Origin of the sequence: Archangium sp. (assembly GCF_036277355.1) — a bacterium.
Taxonomy (GTDB): domain Bacteria; phylum Myxococcota; class Myxococcia; order Myxococcales; family Myxococcaceae; genus Archangium.
Map to the genome: position 1 here is coordinate 49,042 of NZ_DASUNC010000126.1, position 24,096 is coordinate 73,137.

Genomic DNA, 24,096 nt, shown 5'->3' on the forward strand with positions numbered 1-24,096 from the left:
CTGGACCGCGCATATTGACCATCGAGTTGGGCCGCGTCGAGAGCCCCAATAAGCCTTATGCGTTCGACGGAAGGCCACAGCAGTACTCCACGCGCGGCGAGCAAGGGAAGCCGGGAGTGGCCGTGCTCCGCTGGGACGAGGTGGAGAAGCTGCGTGCGGAGTTCCTGCAAGCAACTCCAACGCCAGGTGCGCGGAAGCGGATGGGTGACCTGCTGCGCGGATTCCTCGTGGACGTGCTGAAAGAACTGGACGGCTGGTCGTCCTACGAAAAGGCCTTGCTCAAGGCCGAGGCAAAGAAAGCGTCCCTTCGATTGCGCTTCCGCTTCAGCGCGGGAGAACTGTTCAGTCTCCCCTGGTCGCTGACCGCACTCCACAATGGCCGAAGCCTCGGCAACATCAAGCCGCATCCACTGCAATTCGAATGGGCTCATGACCTTCGGGCATCTCTGGCCTCACCTAGCCATGGCCGGGTTCTATTCGCCTGGTCCGACGCGGGAGATTACGTCTCGGAGGAACGCCACCTCGCGGCCCTCCAGAAGGCGTGCCCGGACTTCGATTGTGAGCAGGACGAACTCGCGAACCTGAATCTGGACTCCCTTCGCGACAAGCTGGAAAAGGCTCGCCAGGAGGGTAGGCCGTTTCGCATCCTCCACATCCTGTGTCACGGAGGTCCGATTCCCGGAGGGACTTTCGGACTCATATGGACGGATCCCAACCATCCGCGGAGGCCCATGCTCGTGGATGGAGACAGACTTCGTGACGTGCTCGGCCCTTATCAGGGCGACTTGCAGGCGGTCGTACTGAGCGCATGTCACGGAAGTAACCCCGGTCAGGTGGGAAGCATGTTCGGAGGGGTAGCCCATGACCTCCACCGTCTCGGAATCCCAGCAGTCATTGCCTCGCAGATGCCCTTGACGGTGAATGGCTCCATTCAGATGACTGAGGCACTCTACGAAGCACTCTGCCAGCGGAAGTTCCCTATCGATGTGGCCTTCCAGAAAGCCCATGAGGCGCTGAGTGCCTCATCACTCGACTGGGCGTCGCTCCAGTTCTTCGCACCGTCTCCGCCTGTGGAAGCCCGTACGAGAGGGCAGCGAATCGTCTTTTCCCCGGACGCTCCAATCCCCGAACTCCCGGAGGAACTCGCGGTGGCCTACGAAGTGAACTTCAACGTGGCACCAGCCTCCATGGTCGAAGCCCTGGAAGGACGCGCCGGTGGGGACCCGGACATCGTCGCGCTGCAACCCTTCGGAAGGGTGGCGGATGACCTTCCCAACACCACCAGGGATTGGCGACGTGCACTCAAGCAGGCCGATCAACTCGTGAACAGGCTCGGGACAGACGTATCGATGGTGCACCTCTTCGGGCGCGCCCCGTTGCCCCTCATGTTCCACCTGGGATGGAGACTGAGCCGGTGGAAGCTTCGCGTGTACCAGGAGGAACGAGGACGTACGGGCAGGTGGACCTGCGGCTACGACTCCATGCAGAAGCCATCCTCCGAGGAGAGATTCTTCCGGGAGGAGGCCTGGCCGGATTCCAAGGCTTACAGCGTTGCAAGGGGACGTCTGGCCATGACCATCGAGGTGAACCTGTCCATCCACCCCGAGGAGTTGGCGAAATGGCTGGGAACCGAAAACCCTCCCGCGTTGGTGCGCCTGGTAGCGGCTCGAGGCACCTCTCCCACCGTGGTGCGGGGACCGATGGACACGGCTCGCGCCGTGGACGAGTTCCGCGCATACCTGGACCGCATCCACGCGGAATGGCGCGATGCCAGCGAGGTGTGGCTCGCGATGGCGTGCCCGGCCAGTCTGGCGGCGGCACTGGGCAGGGCCTACAACCCGAAGTCCCAGCCGACCGTCAAGCTCTTCAACTTCCGCAAGTCCGAGGGCTACGTGGAAGTCCCCTGGACCGGGGGCGTCACCCGCAAGCCCGGGCGCCGCTCATGACTCCGACCAGCCACCCACGGAATGGGACGTAATATCCGGCGTGCCCTCCGTATCCCGCATGGGGACGGACCAGAGACGCGGTCATGACGAGCGCCGGGGAGATTGTGGCCAGCAATTTCGAAGAGTGGCACGCGAGGTGCAAAAAGCTGCTGTCGCCTATTGCCCAGAGACTCTGCCGCGGCGCCGTGGGCATCGACGCCCAGGACCTCGTGCAGGAGACGTTCTTGCGCTTCATCGAGCGATTCGGCGGTGCGTTGGGCGAACTCGATGACACACGGGCGGACGGCTGGCTCATCCGCGTCATGAACAATCATTTCTGTGACTTGCTCCGAGGCGCCATGGGCCGCAAGAAAGCGGAAGACGATCCAACCATCACGCGCTGGACCCTGGCGCAGGAAGCGGACTCGGACACGTACGAGCGCATCTCCCAAGAGCGCTTCGATTGGGCGATCGACAAGCTGCCCCGGCAGCAGCGCCTCACCTTCCTGCTCCGCGCCCAGGGCCTCGGTAACAAGGAGATCGCCCACAAGCTGGGCGTTTCGCCTGGAGCCGTGGCCAAGCGCCTGTTCGACGCCCGCCAGAGGCTCGACGAGCTGCTCAAGCCCTACCTCGATGAGGGAACCCACTGATGTCCACGCCCTGCGACTCACTCCAGGCCTTCGCGGATGGAGAGCTCCCGCCCGCGGACGCCCAGGCTTTCGGCCAGCACCTGGCCGGATGTGAGCGATGCCAGTCGGAACTGACCCGGCTGCTACAGCTCGAACAACTCGGCAGGCGCTATCTCGAGCGGCACGGCCAGGTCGAGGTGCCATGGCATGTCATTCCCCGGAACCGGTGGCTGGCGGCCGGTGCGGCGGTGCTCTCCGTCGTGGCCGTGCTGATGCTCATCCCGCGCCTCACGAACGAGCCGACACCGCGAGCCGTGCCCGAGTTGTGGGCGCGACAGGCACGGGCGTTGGAAGCGCGCGTCACCTATCCCCAGGCGGATACCTACCGTCCGATGGCCCAGTCCTTCATGGGCACGGCTCCCGCCCAGAATGTGACCGAGCCCTCCAATGCCGTCATGGGCCAACTGGAGGCCCTGGGAGACCTGCCTCAGCTCGTCGCGGCCTACCTCGCCGGTGGCAGGCCCGACACCTGGAGCGCGAAGCACGTCCTGCAACGGATGCAGAGCGAGCGCACGTGGGACGCGAACGTGCTCTGCGACCTGGGGGTAGCACACTATCTGGACGCCCGTGCCCTGGATGCTTCCCGCAGGACAGCGGAGCTGAGGGAATCCCTCCGTCTGTTCAATGAGGTGCTCCGCAGGGTGCCCACACATCTCCAGGCCCTGTGGAATCGCTCCCTGGTGTACCGGGACCTGGGACTGCCTCTATTGGCCATGCAAGACCTCGAGGCGCTGGAACGCACCGAACCGGATGCGCAATGGAGGAACGAGGCCCGTGACAGGAGGCAGCGGCTCGCCGTCGCGCTGCAGCGAAAGGAGCGCTGGAAGGCCGCTGACAACGCGGGATTCGAGCTCATCTCCCATGGCGTCCCCGCGTTGACTGACGCGCTCGCCTACGCCGACGTCCCGCTGATGCGCCGGGATTTCTATCACGCCGTGCGTGCCCGAACCTCCGCCGTGGAGGTGCGCGCGTTCCTTCCCCTCGCCAGCAAGCTGGATGAAATCTCGGGAGGCGGCACCGTGCTCCAGGACTACGTCCAGCGCGTTGCCGCACGCAACTTCTCCGTCCGCGCGCCCCTGGCGGCGCAATACGCCCAATTGGTGGCGGGAAAAGTGGACTCGCGTGACGAGGAGACGTTGCTCCGGACTTTTCTCGCCTCGGGAGAGGACGACATCGCCCTGGGCGCGCTCACGTACGCGGTCCCGCGCCTTCCGCAATACGCCAGCACGCTCGTGGAGCGGACCCGCGTCAGCCCGGATCCCTGGTTCCAGGTGCTGGGGCTCCAGCAGGAGGCCACGCAGGAGCAGCAACTGGAGCGCTATGACCGGGCGCAGAAGCTGCTCGAAAAGGCACTCGAGCTTTGTACCCGGAATCAATTGGTCTACCGGTGCGTCGACGTCGAGAACGACCTGGCCCATGTGTCCGGCTGGCTCTTCCACCTCATCGATGCCGAGCGGTACGCACGCGCAGCGCTCACACAGGCCCGGCGGGCCCAATGGGATCAGGAGCGGATGCTGTTGCAGACGCTGGGGAACACCGCGCGCCTGGCGTCGGACGTCACGCTGGGCCGTGCCTACTTTGGTGAGGCCCTCCTCATGTCCGACGGCAACCGGAAGATCCTGAGGAACATTCATCAGAACCTCGCCCACCTGGCCATTCAGGCACTCGAACTGGATGAGGCGCGTGCCGAGCTGGACAAGGCGCTGGAGGTCGGACTGCCGCTCACGAGGCATGGCATCGAAGCACTGGTGGATGTGGCCCGAACGCGCCGCTCCCCCCGGGACGCGGAAGCCGTGGAGAAGACGCTGGCGCTGGAGCCCGGCAACACCCAGGGACAGCGAGCTTATGCGACGTTCCTCCGGGGGCGCTTCCTGGTGGAGGTGGACGCAGTCAGGGGGCGTGCGCTGCTGGAGGATGCCATCCACGAGGCGGGGTCCGCGACCCGCGAGGACGTCACAGCCAGGCATGCGCGTACGTACAGCTACACGTCCCTCATCTTCGCCGATGCCGCCAAGGGCGACTTCGCCGCGGCTCTGGGTCGCTTCGGCACGGAGCTGGGCTTCGCCGCCATGGGCCGGTGCGTCCTCGCACTCACCGAGGATACCGAGCGCAGCCTGGTGGTGGCGCGGGGAGCGGATGGACAGTGGGTCGGCCGCTACACACCGATGCGGGTCACGCGATTCGACCCCACGAGCCTCGCGGGAGTGGTGCCCCAAGACATGGTGGAGGCCCTTCGTCCCTGTGCCTCTGTGGATGTCCTGGCACGGCCTCCCTTGCAGGGGCGTGCGGGGCTTCTTCCGCCCGAGTTCGCCTGGCGCTACCTGACGCGGGCCACCGCGCCACAACCTCCCGCGCAACGCGGCCTTCACCTCGTGGTGAGCGATGTACGGTACGACGAGCAGCGCAGTGAGCCCGCCCTGACGTGGTCTCCTCGCGTCGCGACGGGAACGGAGCTCCGGAGCCTGCGGGAGCTGGACGCCACGCCGAATCGCGTATTGGAGGCCATGCCCGAGGCGACGGACATCGACCTGGCAACCCACGGGAAGATCGACCCGGGCTCGAACACGGCCTATCTGCTGCTGGCCCCTGCCCCGGACGGCGGCGATGAGCTGTACGAGAATCGCATCCGCGGCTTGAAGCTCTCGGGTGCGCCGCTCGTCGTCCTGGCGGCCTGCGAGGCCGCGCGGGGAACCTCGGCTCTGCACGAGCATGGCAGCCTGCCGAATGCCTTCCTCACCGCGGGGGCGCGCACGGTGCTGGCGGCGACGCAGCCGCTCCCGAATGAAGACGCGTCGGCCTTCTTCGGTGCCGTGCGCGAGCGGATCCGCGGTGGCGCTTCTCCCAGCATGGCCACACGCGACGAACGCCTGGAGTGGCTGCGCAAGGGGAAGGACGTCGACTGGATCGGCGGAGTCCTCGTCTTCGAGTGAAGAGCGGCTGCCGCATGACGCACAGCCACAGTGGAGCAGGGAGGGACCAATGCAGGGTGAGTCGCTTGAGACGCAGGACTTCTCGACGTGGGATGGCTCGCCGTTCTTCGAGGGCCATCCAGAGGAAGGACGGCACGTCTACATCGTCAAATCGCGTGAGGAGGGGACATTCACCGCCTATGGGGCACTGGATGACCAGCAGCAGGTCATCTTCATCGTCCAGGGGACGCTCGCGCAGCTCGACCGCTTCGTGGCGCAGGTGAAGTCGGAGGGAGCCCGGGTGACGCGCGGCCTGCCTCCTTTCGACACCAACACGGGAGGAGACAAAGCGAACGACACCAGCCGGCCTGGTTTCGTGGGAGACCCTAGCGAGAACATCGAGGCGCGGGACTTCTCGACGTGGGATGGAAGACCCTTCTTCGAGGGATATCCGAAGGAAGGACGGCACATCTACATCGTCAGACAGCACGAGCAGGGCGGATTCATCGCCCATGGGGCACTGGATGGCCAGCAGCAGGTCATGTTCGGAGTCCGGGGAACGCACACGCAGCTCGACCGCTTCGTGGCACAGGTGAAGTCGGAGGGAGCCCGGGTGACGCATGGTCAGCCTCCTTTCAACAAGCGAGTGCCTGGAGGGGCGAAGTGACACTGCAACTGTTGCTCGCGCGGGCGGGGGATGGGCAGCCCGTCCTCGAAACGCCCCTGACGGCGGAGTCGCTGCGGGGAGCGCCACTTCCAGCGCCCCTGCCAAAGCCCACCCACCTGTACAACATGTCCGCCGAGCCCGACTCGCTGCGCGAACAGCGATGGGCGCTCGTGGTTCCCGACACCAGGCGAGGCCGATGCCTCGAGCGCATCCTGTCACCGCTGTGCGAGCGCCGTGCGGAGGAGCAGGGCCGGAAGGTGGATGTCTACCCCGCTCCGCCGGGGATGGACATGAGCAAGGCTCGCGAGTTCGTGGACGAAAAGATGTACCCGACGTCCCGGTCCTCGCGGGAGCACGCCCGCTACGTCCTGCTCGCCGGAACGCCAGAAGACCTCTCGATGGAGCTACAAGAGGAATTGACGGGTGATGGCTCCTGCCTCGTGGGACGCCTGCCCTTCGAGCGGGAGGAGGACTACGCGGCCTATGTCGCGAAGGTGGTGGCGCGTGAGCAGGATGCAACGCGCCCTCGAAAGGCCCGGGCCCTGTTACTGACCGCGCAGGACAGATCGCCCCAGATACTGAGCGGCCATCAATTCGTCACCGCTCCGGCGGCACGACGTTGCTCGGCGGCGCGCTCGCAGGGATTCTTTCCGGCGAGCAGTGTGGTTGCGGAGGAACTGTCAGCAGGCTCCAAGGGGCGGCTGATGGAGCTGGCCGGAGCGCGGGAACCAGCCCTGCTCTTCACGTTGAGTCATGGCGTCGGGGGGCCGCTCTCGGGCTGGGCGAGCGCGGAAGAACAGCGGCGGGAACAGGGCAACATGTGGCTCGGCAACCGGACCGTGCTGACGGCCGAGGAGGTTCGCCAGGGAGCATTCCTTCCGGGAGGCATCTGGTTCTACTTCGCCTGCTTCGGCGCGGGTACGCCGGCGCGGAGCGTGTACCAACCCTGGATGGAGCAACTCGTGCGGTCAGGCCTGATGCCCAAACGAGAGCTGGAGAGCATCGAGCGCTCCCGCCCCCTGGAGGCGAGGCCCTTCATCGCGGCGCTGCCCCAGGCGGCACTGGCCAATCCCGATGGGCCCCTCGCCGTTATCGGCCACCTGGATCACGCATGGATCTGCGCCTTTCACGATCCCCGGAATGGGCAGTCACATGTCAACCGGCTCGAGGAAGCGCTTGCGAGCCTGGTGGAAGGCTACCGGGCGGGTCTGGCGCTCCAATCTCTGTCACGCTTCGCCGCCAAAGCGGACCGTGAGTTGCGGAAGCACTATCAGGCAGACGCGCAGGCCGAAGCCTCCGGCCAGTCTCAAGCCCCCCAGGTGGAGGAGCGGGCCTACCTGTGGATGGAGAGGCATGACGTCACCCACTACACGCTGTTGGGAGATCCGGCGGTGCGGCTCGTGGATCGGCCCTCCCGCTGAGCTGCGGGAAGGGATGGCAGTGCAGGTAATAAACGCCACGCCATTCGTATTCCATATGCCATGACACTTCCACTTCCCTCGTATTTCACTGACTTCCTCAAGGAAATCCGCCCGACGCCGGCTCAGCGTGCCGACATGATCAACGGGCACTCCAAGCTGAAGGAGCGCTTGGAATCGGATAAGGAACTCAAGACAGGATTCGTCAGCATCTTCCTGCAGGGCAGCTACAAGCGCCGCACGGCGGTCCGGCCAAAGGACGGCAAGCGAGCGGATGTCGACCTCATCGTAGTCACCCGCATGAAGGAGTCCGAGTTCACACCCGTCGAGGCCATGGCCTGCTTCAAGCCCTTTCTGGAGAAGCACTACAAGGGCAAGTATCGCCAGCAGGGCCGCTCCTTCGGCATTGAGATGTCCACTGTGGAGATGGACCTCGTCATCACCGCCGCGCCAGTGGAAGCCGAGGCTGGCGTCTACAGCTCTTTCTCCAAGAGCGAAGACATCCTCCGCCTCGACGAGGACGAGACGCAGCCGATCGTGAAGACAGCCTCGGACGGCACCCCGCAGTGGAAGACGGAACCCTTGCGGATTCCGGACCGGGACCTTGGCACATGGCAGGACACCCACCCACTGGTGCAACTGAGTTGGACAAGCCAGAAGAATGCCCGGTGCTCAGGGCACTTCGTCAACGTCGTGAAGGCTCTCAAGTGGTGGCGGCTCGTCCATGCCAGTGAGTTGCCGGACCGGCCTAAGAGCTACCCACTGGAGCACCTCATCGGCAACTGCTGCCCGGACGGCATTTCCTCCGTAGCCGAGGGCGTGGTCCGAACCTTGGAGCGCTTCAGCCAACGCTACGCCTTCCATGCCGCCAACAACCAAGCGCCCTACGCACCTGACCGGGGTGTGGACCAGAACGTCCTGGCGCGCATCGACGGTGAGGATTTCGCGAAGTTCCACACGCAAGTGGTGGCCGCCGCGAAGACGGCGCGCAAGGCGTTCGAGGCACCGGATGTGCAGACCGCAGCACCGCTGTGGCGAGAGCTCTTCGGCGACAAGTTCCCCCAGGCTCCGGGGGGCGGCTCCTCCACCAAGGTGGGCTTCACGTCGCATGAGGGAGGACCGGGAGTCGTGAGCAGCAGCAGGTTCGCATGAGAGGTGCTCCCGCTCTGACGAACGAGATCCGCGTGGGCCGCCGCGCTCTCGATGGAGTAGCCGGAGTGGAGCTGCTCGCCGAGGTGTCCTGGGATCAGCAGGAGCAGTGCTGGGTCCTACCCCTTCGCCTGCGGGCAGACACCTCGGAAAGTTGCATTCCCGAGTGGACGGACTGGTACGTGCTCATCGACAAGAACTACCCCTGGGGACGGATCGACATCTTCCCTTCCAAGAAGGGGGGCATCGAGGACACGCATCCGCACCAGCGCCTGAACCGACCAGGGCCGGCGACTCGACCCTGGAGGGAAGGGCGACTGTGCCTGCAGACAGGACTGGCATCGCTCGGATTGAGGACGCGCGCGGAAGAGCCACGGAGCGCGGAGGCGCGGCTTTCGTGGCACGTCGCGGGTACGCGAGAGTGGCTAGAAACCGCGGCCCGGGGCCAGCTTCTCGCCCCGGGCCATGCTTTCGAACTGCCCGACCTGCCTACGGGAGGAAGCCCGCAGGTGGTCGTCCGCGAAACGGCTGAGACGCTCGGCATCTGGACGGAGAGCCCGGAGCGCCGGGGATGGGTGGAATTGAGCCCTGTCCCCGGCAACCCGCGGCTGCTCGCGGTGAAGGCGTTCTCATCGCTTGACGGCCGCCGTGTCTTGTCACCCGAATGGGGAGACCTGCTCCGCGCGGGGCCTCGTCGGAAACGCCTTCGCGTGCCCTGGATGCGAGGTGACTCGCTCCCGGTCCTGCCTCCCTACGCGCCCCCCACCTCCTGGCCCGAATTGGAGGAGGCGCTTCGCTCCCGGGGACTGGACCTGCGCAAGGAGCTTCAAGCCTTCGCCTCGCAATCGCGCGACGGCGAACGCCACCTGTGTCTCATCGGCTTTCCTATTCCGCAGAAAGTGGGCGGGCCGAACGCGCGCATGCACTGGTGGGCGCTTCGACTGCCCATGTTCGCCCATGTCAAAAAGGCTCCGCGCGGCTATCGACATCACGAGCAAGCGTACTGGCGTCATGACCAGGTTCAACTGTTCGAGCGATCGCTCCCTCTCGAATGGCTCCGCACCGACAACTGGGCACCCGAGGACCTGCGCAGCAGAGGTGCGCTGCCGAAACCGCTGCGGAGTTCCTGGGTGTTGCTGCTCGGGGCGGGGGCACTCGGCTCAGCCATGGCGGAGTTGCTCGTGCGCGGTGGAGTCTCCCGCCTGGTCATCATGGATGGGGAAGTCCTCGAGGCGGGAAACCTCGTCCGCCACACGTTGGATGTGATGGACGTGCGGTACTCCAAGGCCCATGCGCTCGCACGTCGCCTGCGTCACCTCAACCCAGACCTGCAGGTTCACGCCATCCCGGAGCGCCTGGACGAACAGACAGCTCGGAGCAACTGGCTCGTCTCCCGGTGCGACACCATCCTGGACTGTACGGCCTCGGACGAGGTCCTCGAGGTGCTGGGCCAGCACACCTGGGACGGGCCTCGCCTGTTCTTCTCCACCTCCTTTGGTGTGGGAGCGCAGCGCCTGCTGTGCTTCAGCGCGACAGACACCGCGTTCCCATCGGGTGAGTTCTGGAAGCAGGCCGCATCGTGGCTCCAAAGAGAGCACGAGGAACTCCGGCGCACCGCGCTGCCCAGAGAGGGACTCGGTTGCTGGCACCCTGTCTTCCCAGCCCGAGCGGATGACGTGGCTTTGGCCGCCGCCATCGCGGTGAAGGCTCTGGTACGGGCCACGGCCACGCGCCCCGCGGCGCGCCTCGATGTCTATGAGCGCCAGGAAGACGATGGCTGTTTTCGTGGAGTCACTCATGTGCCCCCTGTTGAAGCGCATGCCAGCTCTTGAGTTCCGTTCAGCGGATGCACGCTTCCGAGTGCACGTTCCAGGAGCCACGGTCCAACGGCTCCTGCATCTGTGCCGCTCGTCTGGAATGCTGGAGACAGGAGGCATCCTTGTCGGTGGGTACTCCGCCACACTCGACTGTGCCCGAGTGAGTGCCGCATCCGGCCCTTCCGGAGACTCGGTTCGTGGGCCCAGCTCGTTCCAGCGTGGAACGAGAGGCCTCCAGAAGTGGCTCGAGCGCCGGTGGACCGCACGTGGCGATCATTACCTGGGCGAGTGGCATTTCCACCCTTATGCTCCGCCAGTACCGAGCAACACGGACCTCCAGCAACTCGGGCGCATCGCACGCACCGCCGATTACCGCTGCCCCGAGCCCATCCTGCTCATTGTGGGAGGGGACCCTGCTGGAAAGTGGTTGATCAGTGCCCATGTCGTTCCCAAGGGGCAGACCGCCGTCCCGCTCCAGCTCATCCAAAGCCCTGCCGATCACTTCGCTCCCTGCTGGAGCTCCAGCCAATAGCCCTGCTTGTGGACGGCGCTCTCCATCTTCTGGAGCGCCTTCATCGCCTCGGCCCGGCTGCCGAAACCGTCCACCAGGAAGCGCGAGCCGTTGTCATCCTGCCGCCACAACTGCCAGCGCTCCGTGCCCGAGAGCTGCCGGCCCTCGAAGTACTCGTTCCCCCACGTTGCCCACGTACCGCTGGGCCTCCTCGGAGCCGGGCGGAGGCAGGGTGACCCGCCCCCAGCTCCTGTCATGCTCGTAGCGGGACATGTCGAGCGGGTACGGGACGAGCGTTCCGGAGAAGCGATTCTTCGCCAGCCACGCGTCCGCGAGCTGCTTGCGCGAGAAGACCGCCGTCGGCTGTGCGGAGCCCTCGCCCGTGAAGAGCCACACGGCGCCTCGCGCGTGGCCATGCCGCAGCGGCGAGAACTCCTCCGGAAGCGGGCAGAGCTCGAAGGAAGCCTCCACTCCGAGCTCACGCAGGGCCGGGATGACCCGCTGCGGCTCGGGAGGATCGGCGATGACCGTGGCGTACTCGATGGGTTCAGCCCACATCAGGCTCAGGCGCTGCCCGTCCTCCCTTTCGAAGGCCCACCACAGCTCACGCCCACTCGCGGTCCGGGTGTGGTCGTCCTCGATGAAGCCCGGATCTCCCAGGGGACTCAGTGCGCTCCGCGTGGCCGGAAACCCCACCACGGGCTCGTGATTTGCGTAGGGCATGACAATGGGAAAGCTCAGCCGGCGTATGGGGCGCTCCCATGAAGAAAAAAGGGGTGAGGGGCGCTCGGTGGAGCGGCTTCCCTCACCCCGGATTCACCGCCACGGGTTGGAACACCGGGACGGATACCCTCACCCCGACCCTCTCCCGAGGGGAGAGGGAGGAGTGACTCAGGTCGAGAACGACGTCCCGCAGCCGCAGGAGGACTTCGCGTTCGGGTTGTTGAACTTGAAGCCCGCGCCCGTCACGCTCGACACGAAGTCGATCTCCGTGCCCGACAGGTACTTGTTGCTCAGCGCGTCCGTCGCGATCTTCACCCCGTCCTGCTCCCAGGTCAGATCGCCCGCCTTCATCTCGCGCACCAGGTTCAGGTCGTAGCCCAGCCCACTGCAGCCGGCCGGCACCACCCGGATGGAGAAGAAGTAGTCCTGGAAGCCCTGATCCTGGATGACCTTCTTCACCTGGGCCACGGCGGCCGCGGTGAGCCGCACCGGGCTCGAAGGCTCGCCCTGCGGGGCAACGGGGGTGTTGGAAGCGGGGGTGGTCGTCGTGTCCATGTAGGTTGCTCTCCTTACAGGCGCCTTATAACGCCCGGCGCCAGAATTTCCATCTGCTCCACCTGCTCCAGGGGTACGGCTCCCCTCCACTGTCTGAATCTGTCCCCTCGTGGATGCGGGTGCCAGTCCCCTCGCCCGCTCCCAGGCCCTCGGTGCGAGCGCCCGCCCCCGGCGGCCTCCGCCCGGGTTATACGTGCCCCCATGTCCGCCACCTTCCGCGAGCTGCTGTCCGCCACCAGGAAGGAGATCCGCGAGGTCTCCGTCGAGGACGTCAAGCGCCTGCTGGACGCGCGCACCCCCGTGAAGCTCATCGACGTGCGCGAGGGCGACGAGTACGCCGGTGGCCGCCTGCCCGGCGCCGTGCACATCCCCCGCGGCTTCCTCGAGCTGCGCATCGAGGACAAGGCCTCCCGCGACGAGGAGCTCGTCCTCTACTGCGCCGGTGGCACCCGCTCGGCCCTGGCGGCTCGCACCCTTCAGCACATGGGCTACACGCGCGTGGCCTCGCTCGCCGGGGGCTTCAACCGCTGGAGCGATGCCCACTACCCCGTGGAGAAGCCCGTGGTGCTCTCCCCCGCCCAGAAGGAGCGCTACCGCCGCCACCTCATCCTCCCCGAGGTCGGTGAGGAAGGTCAGGCGAAGCTCCTCGCCTCCAAGGTGCTGCTGCTGGGCGCGGGCGGACTGGGCTCGCCGGCCGCGCTCTACCTCGCCGCCGCGGGCGTGGGCACCCTCGGCATCGTCGACGCGGACGTGGTGGACCTCAGCAACCTCCAGCGCCAGGTGCTCCACACCCAGGAGCGCGCCGGCCAGCCCAAGGTGCAGAGCGCCCGCGCCGCCCTCGAGGCCCTCAACCCCGACGTGAAGGTGGTCCCCTTCCAGGAGCGCCTCACCTCGGACAACGTCCTGCGCATCCTCGAGGGCTTCGATCTGGTGCTCGACGGCGGGGACAACTTCCCCACCCGCTACCTGCTCAATGACGCGTGCCTCATCCAGGGCAAGCCCAACCTCCACGGCTCCATCTTCCGCTTCGAGGGCCAGGTCACCACCTTCGTCCCCGGCCAGGGCCCCTGCTACCGCTGCCTCTACCCCGCCCCGCCGCCTCCCGAGCTCGCCCCCTCGTGCGCCGAGGCCGGCGTGCTCGGCGTGCTCCCCGGCATCATCGGCCTCTTCCAGGCCAACGAGGCCCTCAAGCTCCTGCTCGGCGTGGGCGAGCCGCTCGTGGGCCGCCTGCTCACCTTCGACGCGCTCGGCACCCGCTTCCAGGAGCTCAAGCTGCGAAGAGACCCCAAGTGCCCCGTGTGCGCGCCCGGCGCCCGCGTGGAGCTCATCGATTACGAACGGTTCTGCGCCTCGTCCGCCTGAAGGAGTCCCCGCGTGCCCATCCCGGAGATCGATCCCGCCACCCTCGCCCAGCAGCTCTCCGGACCGCCCGAGTCGCGGCCCGTGCTGCTCGACGTGCGCTTCCCCCAGGAGCACGCCTACGTGGCCTTCCCGGGCTCGGTGCTCATCCCCCTGCCCGAGCTGGAGGAGCGCACCGAGGAGCTGGAGGCCTTCCGCGGCAGGCGCATCGTCGTCTACTGCCACCACGGCGTGCGCAGCCTGGACGGCGCGGCCTGGCTGCTCTCGCGCGGCCTCGACGCGGTGTCCCTGCGCGGGGGGATCGACCTCTACTCCCGCGCCGTGGACCCGAGCCTGCCGCGCTACTGACGCCCGCTACCGGAGGTAGGGCGTCAGGTCCACCGTCTTGTCGGTGATGTCGCGGGCCTTCACGTCGACATCCACCTGCACCGGCTCCTTGAGCGACGTCCCCTGCAGCATCAGGTGGTGCGTGCCCTCGACCAGCTCCAGCTTCAACCCGGGCTGGTACAGGCCGAGCTTCTGGCCGTCGCGGTAGATCTCGATGCCCGAGACATTGCGCGGCGTCAGCTTGGGCCGGAAGTAGCCCATCTGGAAGGTGCGCTCGATGGACTTCGTCTCCTGGGGCTCGCCGAAGGGCACCTCGATCTCCTCGTAGATGCCCTGCTCCTTGTTCTCCAGGATGAGCGTGTCCTGCACGTGCGCGCCGCCCATGCGGCTGAGCGGCGTGAAGCCGAGCACGGAGATGGGCTCGGAGCTGCGGCAGCGGATGCCGTGACGCACCGACACCTGCACGCGCTGGTTGGACTCGACGTTGAGGTAGATGCCCTGCCCGTCCATGGCCGAGCTGCCGAGCATGTCCAGGATGGGCCCGCGGAAGATGACGGCCAGGCCCACCAGCGACAGCGCCACGAACACGCCGAGCAGGTTCTTCAGCGGGGGCAGGGACAGGCCCCGCCGGGCGGGTTTGGAGCCGGCCTCGTCGTCCTCCACCGGGTGCAGGGCCGAGCGCCTGCGGGGATTCGCGGGCGCCTCGGGCATCTCCGTGCGGCTGCTGGTGCGGCGCGGCTTGGGAGTCGGCTCGGGCTGCTGCTGGGCGGACGGACCCATCCCCGTGCGGCGGCGCACGGGCTCCGGCTCCGGCGGCGGCGGCAACATCGTGCGCTCGGGATCCTCGTCGTCGTCCTCGTACGGGCGGGCCCGCGGGTTGACGGCCACGGAGCCACGCGAGGGCCGAGGCGGAGGCACATCCTCGTCCTCTGCCGGCTCCGCGGGCCGGACACCCGAGCGGCGAACGGCGGAGGACTCGGTGCCGCGCCGCGGGACGGCGGCCTCGGGACCGGCCCGGGTCATGTCCTGACGGCTGGGCATGCGCGCCACGGACGTGGAGCCCACGTTGGTGCGGCGCGGGGCCTCGTTGCTCGTGCGGCGGCGGGGCACTTCCGTGGCCGGAGGCGCCTCCCACTCCTGCACTTCCGGCACGTCCTCCATCGGCAGGGTGGCGGACTCCGTGCGCTTGTTGACCACCCCGGCGCGTGTCCCGGTGCGCCGCGGCTGCATGTCGCCCGGCGGCGCCTCCCAGTTCATCTCCGCGGCGTTCGTCTGCGTGCCGGTGCGCGGCTGCGAGCTGCTCCGGGGCGGCGGCTCCTCGGGCGGAGGCTCCGGCGGCACGGGCATCGCGGACATCGACTCCTCGCCGCGAGGCTCCGGATTGCCGCTGCGCTTCTCCTCGTCCAGCCGGTCCGCGAAGAGCGTCTCCATCAGCTCGGAGATCTGCACCGAGCCGGCCACCCACCGCTGGCCAACGAGGAACTCCTCCAGCGCCAGCTGCATCTGCCGCGCGTCCCGGTAGCGGTCATCCGCGGCCTTGGCCAGCGCGCGCATCACCACCTCGTCCAGCTCCGGCGGCACATCCGCCACCTGCGAGGGCGGGAGGATGTTGCACTCCATGGCCGCCTGCAGCGTGCCCAGCTCCGACTCCCGCTTGAGCGGGCGCGTGCCGGTGAGCAGCTCGTAGAGCACCAGGCCGATGGCGAAGATGTCCGCGCGGTGATCCAACGGCTTGCCCGAGGCCTGCTCCGGCGCCATGTAGGCGAACTTGCCCTTGATGGCGCCCGACTTCGTCGCCGTGGCCTGGTCCGCCGCCTTGGCGATGCCGAAGTCCACCAGCTTCACCGAGCCGTCGAAGCTGATGAGGATGTTCTGCGGCGAGATGTCGCGGTGCACCACCTTGAGGGGCTTGCCGTTGTCGTCCGTGCGGGTGTGGGCGTAGTAGAGGCCCTCGCACGCCGAGGCGACGATGCGGATGGCCAGCGGCCGGGCGATCCACCCGCCCGCGGTGTACGCCTTGCGCATCACCCGGCCGAGATCCTCGCCGTGGATGAACTCCATGGCGATGAAGTACGTGCCGTTGGCCTCGCCGAACTCGTACACCTGCGCGATGTTCGGGTGGTTGAAGCGCGCGGCGATGCGCGCCTCGTTGCCGAACATGCCCACGAACTCCTGATCCTCCGCGAGGTGCGGGAGGATGCGCTTCACCACGACGTTCTTGGCGAAACCCTCAATGCCCTTCTGGCGCGCCAGCCACACCTCGGCCATGCCGCCGGTGGCGAGCTTCTTGAGGAGCTGATATTTCCCGAAAAGTTGAGGGTTCATCCCGGGTTGCTCGCCGGGGGGAGCAAGCGCGAAGTGGAAGACATCAGAGCGGCTCATCTTAGGCGACGGGCCGGGGCGAGGCAAAGACGGCCCGCAGGAATCCGCGTGTTTCCTCTGATGGCCGCCCTGTGGCTGGCCACCGCCGGGGCCGCCCCCCTGGGTCAGGACCCCACGGATCGGATCGACGTCGAGGCGCGGGACGACCTGCTGACGCTCTCCTGGTCGGACACCGAGGAGCAGCTCAAGGGCAGCATCCGCCCCGCCACTCCCCGGGAGGGCGAGCCGCTCCAGGTCAGCCTCCAGGTGGGCAGCTTCGAGGGGGAGGACTTCGACGGGCCCCTCATCATCACCCTGCGGGAGGAGGGAGCCTCCCACGGGCAGAGCCTCACCGTGAAGAAGGACGCGCTGCACTGGCAGGCCACCTTCGTCCCGGAGCACGACGGACCCCACCTGCTCGACGTGAGCTTCCGGACCACCCGTCACAAGGCGCTCCATGCGCCCCTCCATGTGAAGGCGTCCCGGCTGCCCCTGCGGCTCGGGTGGGGCGTGCTCGGCCTCGGGTGCCTGGCACTGCTTGGCTACACGGTGCGCGGCCTCCTGCGCGGCGAGCGGCCAGGCGAGCCCTCCCCACCCGTGGACACGCCGCCGGCCCCGGCCGCGGAAACTCCTGCCCCCCCCCAGTCCGCCCTCACGGGAGCCAATGCACCACCCGCCGGTGAACCGCCGCCCGCGCTGGTGGAGTCCGGGGCACCCTCTCCGGACTCCGCTCCGCCGTCGTCCACGGGCGAACCGCCGGCCTCTTCATAGCGGAAACGCGGCGACCGCCTGTCAGTAGACGAGGAAGTCGAACTGCTCGATGACGGCCCTGAGTGCCTCCGGAGTGGTCTCGAACTGCCTGGCAAGGGAAGGGGCGTGATAGGTCAGGGCCTGGGTGGAGGGCGGTTGGGTGTGCAGGCGCGCCATGACGACACGGCCGACCCGCCCCGGCCACTGGACCCTGCGCCCGCTACTGCGCGCTCGCCAGGCCGTAACCCGGCAGCGCCCGCACCCGCGCCGCCACTTCCCCCACCAACCGGCTGTCCTCGTCCTTGGGCACCAGGGTGAGGACGCGGCCCTTGCCCACCTCGGCCACCCACGTCCCGCTCATTTGTTCCCACTCCGGGTGCTGCTCCACCTGTCCCTTCAGCCACTCGAGCGCGGCCTCGCGCGGGCTCTTGCCCTCGTGTTGCACCTGGTGGGCGATGTGCCGCAGGGCGCGCTGGAAGTCCGCCCGGCTCACCGGCACCGGCCGGGTGGTTCCACGGCCCGGCTCCACCACCGCCACCTCGTACACCACCGCCTCCGCGAACTCGGCGTCCGAGGCCGGGAGTGGTCGCGAAGACCAAGCACGAACCAACTCCCGAAAACAGCCTCGGTACGCATGGGCGTACTCGGTTTGTCCGGCTCCGTCACCTTGGCCAGGTACTGCGTCTGCACCTGAATGGACTTCTCCAAGTCCTCTACCCACTTCTTCCTGCCCCCCATGTAACTCACAGGCCCCCGCAACCGAGCCATCTCTTTTCCTCTCACCAATCAATCCCAATGCCATGTCAGCTCGAGGACAATCTTGTCCCCTTCACGGGCTTGGATGGGAATGCTCCTGGCGTTGCCGTGGAGCAGGTCCTGTGAAAACGGCTTGGGCTCAGGCGTTGAAGAGGGCGGGGAAGGCGGCCTTCAAGTCCAGCACCACCGGGTAGATGCGGCGGAAGTCCGCCATGTTTCGTATGCTCCTTTCGTACGCGGCCAGCGCCTCACGCGCCGCTTCCTGGGACCCATGGCCCTCGAGCGCCGCCACGAGTGCCCGCAGAAGGGGAGGCAACCCTCTTTCACTTGCAAAGACCTCGAGCCGCTTACGGCGCCCGATAGCGAGACAATGCTCCGCCGTCCCTATCAATCCGTGTATGTCGGTCTGGACCCATATGGCCTCGTCACTGTTGGGCTCCGGGAAGATGAGCCCATGGAAGCCCGACATCCGGCCCAGCCGGATGAGGCTATAGACTCGCTGGAGGGGCTGAAGTCCCATGTCATCCAGCACCGCGCCCGGGTCGGCGGACCGCGGCTCCTGACCCGTCACGAGCCCGGTGGAGAACCGCTCCGCATGGGAGAAGAAAATACATGCTAGAGACTCCTGGCCGCTGAGCGCAGAGGCGAGGGCGGCAGTCCTTGCCAACCATGCGTAGTTGGGAGCCCGCTCGGAGGTAAGGGCAGGCATCTCTCGCTCCAGGTAGGCATGGGCCAGGGAGGCGGCCCGAGCCCAGTAAGCCCGAGCCACTTCTTCCTCACCCTGCCAATGGCCGTAGAGACCGAGAGCGTACCAACTCTCGAAAACAGCCTCGGTACGCATGGGCGTACTCGGTTTGTCCGGCTCCGCCACCTTGGTCAGGTACTGCGTCTGCACCTGAATGGACTTCTCCAAGTCCTCTACCCACTTCTTCCTGCCCCCCTTGTAACTCACAGGCACCCGCAGTCGAGCCATCTCTTTTCCTCTCACCAATCAATCCCAATGCCATGTAAGCTCGAGGACAATCTTATCCCCTTCACGGCCTTGGATCGGAATGCGTATGGAACTGCTCGTGAACAGGTCCGCCATTTCTCGCGTTAGCGCCGTCTTGGGCGCGTAGATGAACAGGTGATAGCGCAACGTGTGGTCGTCCAGGAGTTGCCTGACAGTCGGCTGTCCGGCCTTGTCCAAGAAATAGTCCAGCCTGTTGCCATTCCAGCACGTCGATGAACTCGCCATTGCGCAGCACCCGGTCCGGCCCCTGGGACGCCACATGGCCCAGCTTGATGAGGTCCTCCCCGTCTCCCGGCAGTACGCTCAACGAGCGGTGCTCCGCCAACGCGCTGCTCAGGTGCTTGCTGATGTTCGCCAGGGACTTGGGCCCATTCCTCGGCCGCAGCGCCGCCTTCTTCACACTCAGCGTCACCCGGCCGTCGAGCCGCAGCACCTGCCCCTTGCCATACAGCACTTCCGCCGGTGTGGTGCGCACCATCTCCTCGAGGAACTCCTTCATGCGCGGGTACTGGGTGAACAGCCCGCTCCTCTCCAGGTCATCGAAGAGCCGCGCCAGGTTCTTCCACTTCGCTCCCAGCTTCGCCACCTGCGTGAGGAATTCATCCCCGCCATACTTCGCCACCGTACTGAAGCCCTCGGGGTTCACCTTCTTCAGCACCGCCAGCACCAACTCCCGCGCCGCCTCGCCCGTCCTTTCCGGCACCGTGCCCAGCAGCTTCGGCAGGGCCAGCAGCACCACTCGGAGAATGTCCTCCAGCTTCCCGTACTGGCTGGTGAACTCCACGATGCGGCCCACCAGCTTCCCCACGTCCCCCACCACCGGGATGACGCCCACCAGGCTCAGCCCCGCCCCCGCCCACTCGCCCTTGACGGCGTTGCCCACGGCGTCGCGCACGTCCGCCAGCGCGCCCACCACCCACCCCACCACGGGGATGAAGCTCGCGGCGCCTCCGGACAGCTGCCCCAGGAAGAACGGCACGCTTCCCCTGCACGGCTTCCAGCCCGACAGGGCCGTGCCTCCATCCCAGTCCGCCAGCGTGGGCGGCGTCCCGTTGGCCAGTTCGGCACTGTCCTCCAGCCCGTCCCCATCCGTGTCGAACGGGTCCGCCGCGGTCCCGGACGGCGGACCCTTCCCGGTGCCAGCCCCGGGCCCTGCCTGGGCCAGCACCTTGCGCGGATGCCCCGCGCCTCCTCGCGGCGCTCGGGTCTGCCTGGGCGTGCTGGGGCTGGCCTCCAGCGGGTCCGTGCCCCGCGCCTGCTCCTGCAGGCTCGTCCACCCATCCCCGTCCACGTCCTCGGCCCCATCCGCCGTCCCATCTCCGTCCGTGTCCGCGCGGGCCGGCATCAGGTGCACGCCCCCCCAGCGCAGCTCGAAGCCGTCCGTCAGGCCATCGCCATCCGTGTCCGCCGACAACGGGCTGGCCCCGTAACGCACCTCCACCTGGTCCGGCACCCCATCGCCGTCCACGTCCGTCACCTGGCCCGGGCGGAAGTGCACCCCCGCCCCGCTCATGGCCTCGAGCGCCTTGCGCCAGGCCCTCAGCCACTGCTCGCCCGCCTCTTCTTCCCGGCCCTGCTCCAGGTGGCGCGCGGCCTCCTCCCAGGCCCGCTCGGCCTCGTGGAAGGCAGGAGTCCCCGCCGCCACACGCGCTGCCTGCTCCGGCGCCGCCGGAGGCGAGGCGCCGAAGAGCAGGCGCGCATCGGTGAGCGAGACATACGCCGCCTGTTGCATCAGTTGCCGCAGGTCGGCCAGGGCGCTCGCGGCCGCCGGGTGGCCCTGGGCGCCAGCCGGCCACAGGCGCCGCACCTCCTGGCTCAGCCACAGGGCTCGCTCCAGCATCCTGGCGTCATGCACGCGCGAGACGTCGAAGAAGGCGCGCCGCATGTCCTCCCGCAGCTCGCGCACGGTGACGGTGAGGCCGTGGCCGGGAGCACTGGCGGCCAGGGGCTCCAGGGTGTCCAGCGCCCTCTCGAGCGAGGCCTTGCCGTTGCGCTCGAAGTGGGGCGGGACCGGGCCGCGCGTGGGCCGCTCCTGGCGCGTGGAGGGCGGCAGCTGCCAGGTGCGCACCAGCGCGGGCTTTCCCTGGTGAATCCAGTCCCACTCGTAGGTGAGCACCAGGCGCTGTCCGTCACCGGCTCCCACCGGAATGTGGACCGCCACCTCCTCCCGTCCCCGCTCGCGGTGGAGCACCCTCGGCAGGGGCAGGTGCGAGTCCGCCTCCAGCGGCTCCACCCGCAGCAGCTCGTCCTCGCCAAAGCCCAGGGAACACGCGGCCACCACCTGCGCCCCGGCCTCCACCCGCAGCCGCCCCGAGTCCACCACCCGTAGGGGCAGCACCACTGCCTCCCATGCCCCGGGCACCGGCACGCCCGCACGCACCACCTGGACGGCGTCCACCTCGGCCCGCTGCTTCACCGAGAGCGTCACCGGCTCCAGCCTCAGCTCTCCTCCGGCTGCGCTCAGGCTCAACCACAGGCAGCTCGCCACCACGAGCGCCTGGAGACTCCGGAGTCGGTAGGCTTTGTACATGGTCCCCTCCGGCACACGTGGGGTCACCCACGAGCAATGGAGAGCCCGAGCCTACCCGGATCCGTGCGGGCCGAGCTCCGGGCCCGGCTACGGGAAGGTGATGAGGCCGAGGGTGACGGTGCGCTTCTGCTCGGCGTCCCAGAGCGTGAGGGTGTACGTGCCCCGGGCCTCCTTCTCCGAGGCCAGCACCTCCACCACCACGCGGACTGGCTCCTGGGCACCAGGGTCGGTTGAGGGGACGGACTGCCAGAGCGGCAGTGGCTTCAACACCTCGCCCTTGGGCCCGCGCAGCACCGCGCCCGCCGCCAGCCAGGGCAATGTACCGGGATTCGTGAACTCCAGTTCCACCGCCACCCGGCCCTCCGTGCGGTAGCTGCGGGCTTTGTGAAGGCTCAGGGCATTGCCCCTGGCCTCGGTGATGCTTTCCAACAGGTCCTTGAAGGAAATGCCCCCCTCTCCCAGAAGCCCCGAGGCGAGCGCGCCCCGGAGTCCCTCGGGGGCGCCGCGCTCGGCGCGCAGCTGGCGCACCTCCTCCTGGCACTGCCGCGTCTCGGCCTGGGCTGTCTTCTCGCCCTCCTGGAAGGACGCCACCGGACGGGGCTGGCGAAACACCTTCACCTGAGACAGACCCAGCGCCGGGTGGGCCAACAGGAGGAAGCGGGCGCACCCGGGAGCGGCACCGTCCGCGAAGCACACCTCCAACTGGAAACGCTCCCCGGCCGCCAGGTTCTCCGGGGGCACCAGCAAGAGGTTCTGCTGCCCGGGAGCCACGTCCCCGAAGCGCTCCCGCTCCTGAATCCGCACGGACCCGGGCTGGAGTGCCGTGTCGAAGCGCAACGTGAGAGGCACATCCGGACTGATGCACACCGTGGGCGGTGTGGTGGAGGACTCGGCCGACAGCACGAGCTGGGGGCTCGCCGCCTCACACGCGTCCGCGGGGGACGGCGTGGAGGCCGGGGGGATGGGGGCGAGGAGGGCCAGCGCGAGCAGACCCACGGGGGACACGAGGGGCACGGGGAGTCAACCTCCGGGGGAAGGCGGGGCGTGGTGACGCGAGGCGTTGGCCTCTACCACACCTCCCGTCCCCTGTGCCGCCCGCGCCTACTCGAAGCGCTCCACCGCCCGGACGGACTGGTTGGAGAAGACGACGGCGGCGTCAGCGGGGCCGCCGACATCCTTCCTGTCCACGCCCGGGGGCTCCCCCCACCGGGTGCTGCGCCCAATCAGCTCCAGGCACACCGGGTACGTCTTGCCGGTGCTCAGGTCCCGGGCCTGGGTGAAGCGGCCGTATACGCGCTCGGGCCCGAGGTAGAGCCGCCCGGTGAGCTCGCCAACGTGCAACGGCCCTTGATAGGTGGGTTTACTTCCGAAGTGCACCGTCATCGGAGTGGACTCTCGCACGGTGACGCGCTGGGCGCTGCCCTCATGGGGGAACCATGCATAGGCCGTGTTGCTGATGCGGATACCCAGCTCCTCCATCGTCTTCACGGCACCGGGCGGGCAGTCGGCGGGCCGGGGCGGGGAATCCTGACGCACGGGGGGCACCTGCTGCGGCGTGCCGGCACAGGCCTGCAGGGCCAGCCCGGTGAGTCCGGCACAGGTGCTGCGCGCCAGGGAGCGAAGTTTCTTCTGCGGCGTCTTCACGGCAGGGGTGTCCTTGGAGGGCGCCGCGGGGGGCGCGGCGGGGGGCGCGGCGGCCACGGGGGTGGAGTCCGCGGGGGGCGGCGCCATGGCCGCGTCAGCTTCGGGCGGCTTGCGGGGGGGCGCCACTTCACCACCGTTGCCACCCCTCCACGTCGGCTGTGCCCAGGGCGGCGCCCAGGAGACAGGGCCCTGGGAGGACACGGGCACCGGGCGCGCGGGCACCCAGCGGCGCAGCAGTTGCTCGGCACCCAGGCCCGCCAGCACCAACACGCCCAGCACCAGCGCCGCCTTGAGCAGCGCGGCCAGCACGTCCGTGGGGCGCACCACGGCGGCCGGCCAGTCCAGCGGCACGGGGGTGGACGAAGGCCGCACCGGCCCGGGCGGAGGCTCCGGGGCAACGGCCGGGGCGGGCGCGGGCCGCTTGCCCCGCCGGGGTTTCTCCTCCACCCAGCGCCGCACCCAGTCCGGCTCGTCCCCCGCGTCCGCCACCGGCTCGCCGCTGTCCTTCTCCCCCCACGCGGGGAACAGGGGCACGTCCCAGGCCGCGTCCGCCTCGGACTCCTTCAGCACCGCCTCCAGCGCCTGGCTCAGCGCCTCGGCGCTCGCCAGCCGCCGTCCGGGCTCCTTCTCCAACAGCCTCATGCACAGCGCGCTCAGCGCCCGCGGTACCCGCTCGTTCAGCGCGTCGGGCGCCACCGGCTGGTAGGAGAGTATCTGCGCCAGCATCAGCGGCTCGGCGTCGTCAATGGGGTAGCCGTCCGTCAGCAGCGCGTAGAGGCTGACGCCCAGGGCGTACATCTCGTCGGCCGGGCTGTAGTCGTAGCGCTCCCCGGGCGGGTGGTTGTCGCGCAGGAAGAAGGCCACCGCCTCGGGGCTGCGGTGGTGCAGGTCGCCCGGGGCCAGGGCGCCCCGGGTGACGCGGGGCGCCCCCGGCATGCTGCCCGCCCCGAAGTCCACCAGCACCGGCTCCCCGTCCGCCGCGCGCACCAGCACG

21 protein-coding genes are annotated in these 24,096 nt (G+C 68.1%); 11 read left to right on the top strand and 10 right to left on the bottom strand.

Going from position 1 to position 24,096, the window contains the following annotated elements; translation table 11 throughout:
• The first annotated feature begins 14 nt into the window (after nucleotides 1-14).
• The 8 genes from VFZ09_RS30940 (at nucleotide 15) to VFZ09_RS51745 (ending at nucleotide 11,106) form a co-directional block, all read left to right on the top strand.
• A complete protein-coding gene (locus tag VFZ09_RS30940; protein WP_329731306.1) occupies nucleotides 15-1,946 on the top strand; it encodes an SAVED domain-containing protein in 1,932 nt (643 codons plus the stop codon).
• An 83-nt stretch (nucleotides 1,947-2,029) separates the two neighbouring features.
• The gene (locus VFZ09_RS30945) at nucleotides 2,030-2,575 is read left to right on the top strand and encodes an RNA polymerase sigma factor (protein WP_329731307.1); all 546 of its coding nucleotides are present in this window, start codon (nucleotides 2,030-2,032) and stop codon (nucleotides 2,573-2,575) included.
• Nucleotides 2,575-5,544: a CHAT domain-containing protein gene (locus VFZ09_RS30950; protein WP_329731308.1), complete on the top strand. Its 2,970-nt coding sequence runs from the start codon at nucleotides 2,575-2,577 to the stop codon at nucleotides 5,542-5,544. Before VFZ09_RS30945 ends, VFZ09_RS30950 begins: the two co-directional genes overlap by 1 nt.
• Nucleotides 5,545-5,593: 49 nt before the next feature.
• On the top strand, nucleotides 5,594-6,190 hold the full coding sequence (locus tag VFZ09_RS30955) for a hypothetical protein (protein WP_329731309.1): 597 nt from the start codon (nucleotides 5,594-5,596) through the stop codon (nucleotides 6,188-6,190).
• A complete protein-coding gene (locus tag VFZ09_RS30960; protein WP_329731310.1) occupies nucleotides 6,187-7,611 on the top strand; it encodes a hypothetical protein in 1,425 nt (474 codons plus the stop codon). Before VFZ09_RS30955 ends, VFZ09_RS30960 begins: the two co-directional genes overlap by 4 nt.
• 60 nt (nucleotides 7,612-7,671) lie before the next feature.
• A complete protein-coding gene (locus tag VFZ09_RS30965) occupies nucleotides 7,672-8,760 on the top strand; it encodes an SMODS domain-containing nucleotidyltransferase (protein ID WP_329731311.1) in 1,089 nt (362 codons plus the stop codon).
• 65 nt (nucleotides 8,761-8,825) lie between these two features.
• Nucleotides 8,826-10,589, top strand: a complete 1,764-nt coding sequence (locus VFZ09_RS30970) for a ThiF family adenylyltransferase (RefSeq protein WP_329731312.1) — start codon at nucleotides 8,826-8,828, stop codon at nucleotides 10,587-10,589.
• The gene (locus tag VFZ09_RS51745; RefSeq protein WP_414640768.1) at nucleotides 10,576-11,106 is read left to right on the top strand and encodes a Mov34/MPN/PAD-1 family protein; all 531 of its coding nucleotides are present in this window, start codon (nucleotides 10,576-10,578) and stop codon (nucleotides 11,104-11,106) included. Before VFZ09_RS30970 ends, VFZ09_RS51745 begins: the two co-directional genes overlap by 14 nt.
• On the opposite strand, the gene VFZ09_RS30975 is transcribed toward VFZ09_RS51745, so the two are convergent.
• The 3 genes from VFZ09_RS30975 to VFZ09_RS30985 form a co-directional block, all read right to left on the bottom strand.
• Nucleotides 11,073-11,216, bottom strand: a complete 144-nt coding sequence (locus VFZ09_RS30975) for a hypothetical protein (protein ID WP_329731313.1) — start codon at nucleotides 11,214-11,216, stop codon at nucleotides 11,073-11,075. The genes VFZ09_RS51745 and VFZ09_RS30975 overlap by 34 nt on opposite strands.
• Nucleotides 11,200-11,808, bottom strand: coding sequence for a DUF7710 domain-containing protein (locus VFZ09_RS30980; RefSeq protein WP_329731314.1), 609 nt, complete (start codon nucleotides 11,806-11,808; stop codon nucleotides 11,200-11,202). Before VFZ09_RS30980 ends, VFZ09_RS30975 begins: the two co-directional genes overlap by 17 nt.
• A gap of 168 nt (nucleotides 11,809-11,976) precedes the next feature.
• Nucleotides 11,977-12,363, bottom strand: a complete 387-nt coding sequence (locus VFZ09_RS30985; RefSeq protein ID WP_329731315.1) for an iron-sulfur cluster assembly accessory protein — start codon at nucleotides 12,361-12,363, stop codon at nucleotides 11,977-11,979.
• A 201-nt stretch (nucleotides 12,364-12,564) separates the two neighbouring features.
• Here VFZ09_RS30985 and moeB point away from each other — a divergent pair, with 201 nt between their 5' ends.
• Both moeB and VFZ09_RS30995 read left to right on the top strand, forming a co-directional pair.
• Nucleotides 12,565-13,725, top strand: coding sequence for a molybdopterin-synthase adenylyltransferase MoeB (moeB, locus tag VFZ09_RS30990; protein WP_329731316.1), 1,161 nt, complete (start codon nucleotides 12,565-12,567; stop codon nucleotides 13,723-13,725).
• A gap of 12 nt (nucleotides 13,726-13,737) precedes the next feature.
• A complete protein-coding gene (locus tag VFZ09_RS30995; protein WP_329731317.1) occupies nucleotides 13,738-14,070 on the top strand; it encodes a rhodanese-like domain-containing protein in 333 nt (110 codons plus the stop codon).
• Between the two features lie 6 nt (nucleotides 14,071-14,076).
• Here the strand turns inward: VFZ09_RS30995 and VFZ09_RS31000 are convergent, their stop codons facing one another.
• The gene (locus tag VFZ09_RS31000) at nucleotides 14,077-16,374 is read right to left on the bottom strand and encodes a serine/threonine protein kinase (RefSeq protein WP_329731318.1); all 2,298 of its coding nucleotides are present in this window, start codon (nucleotides 16,372-16,374) and stop codon (nucleotides 14,077-14,079) included.
• A gap of 105 nt (nucleotides 16,375-16,479) precedes the next feature.
• Here VFZ09_RS31000 and VFZ09_RS31005 point away from each other — a divergent pair, with 105 nt between their 5' ends.
• On the top strand, nucleotides 16,480-17,181 hold the full coding sequence (locus VFZ09_RS31005; RefSeq protein WP_329731319.1) for a hypothetical protein: 702 nt from the start codon (nucleotides 16,480-16,482) through the stop codon (nucleotides 17,179-17,181).
• A gap of 21 nt (nucleotides 17,182-17,202) precedes the next feature.
• Here VFZ09_RS31005 and VFZ09_RS31010 read toward each other — a convergent pair whose 3' ends face one another.
• From VFZ09_RS31010 to VFZ09_RS31035, 6 genes are all read right to left on the bottom strand, one after another.
• Nucleotides 17,203-17,337: a hypothetical protein gene (locus VFZ09_RS31010; RefSeq protein WP_329731320.1), complete on the bottom strand. Its 135-nt coding sequence runs from the start codon at nucleotides 17,335-17,337 to the stop codon at nucleotides 17,203-17,205.
• A 43-nt stretch (nucleotides 17,338-17,380) separates the two neighbouring features.
• Nucleotides 17,381-17,707: a hypothetical protein gene (locus VFZ09_RS31015; RefSeq protein WP_329731321.1), complete on the bottom strand. Its 327-nt coding sequence runs from the start codon at nucleotides 17,705-17,707 to the stop codon at nucleotides 17,381-17,383.
• A 348-nt stretch (nucleotides 17,708-18,055) separates the two neighbouring features.
• Nucleotides 18,056-18,889: a hypothetical protein gene (locus VFZ09_RS31020; protein ID WP_329731322.1), complete on the bottom strand. Its 834-nt coding sequence runs from the start codon at nucleotides 18,887-18,889 to the stop codon at nucleotides 18,056-18,058.
• 61 nt (nucleotides 18,890-18,950) lie between these two features.
• Nucleotides 18,951-21,458: a hypothetical protein gene (locus VFZ09_RS31025; protein WP_329731323.1), complete on the bottom strand. Its 2,508-nt coding sequence runs from the start codon at nucleotides 21,456-21,458 to the stop codon at nucleotides 18,951-18,953.
• A gap of 87 nt (nucleotides 21,459-21,545) precedes the next feature.
• Entirely contained in the window at nucleotides 21,546-22,472 is a 927-nt protein-coding gene (locus VFZ09_RS31030; protein ID WP_329731324.1) for a DUF2381 family protein, read from the bottom strand.
• A gap of 87 nt (nucleotides 22,473-22,559) precedes the next feature.
• Nucleotides 22,560-24,096, bottom strand: a 1,537-nt coding sequence (locus VFZ09_RS31035) for a hypothetical protein (RefSeq protein WP_329731325.1), incomplete at its 5' end; no start/stop codon positions are given.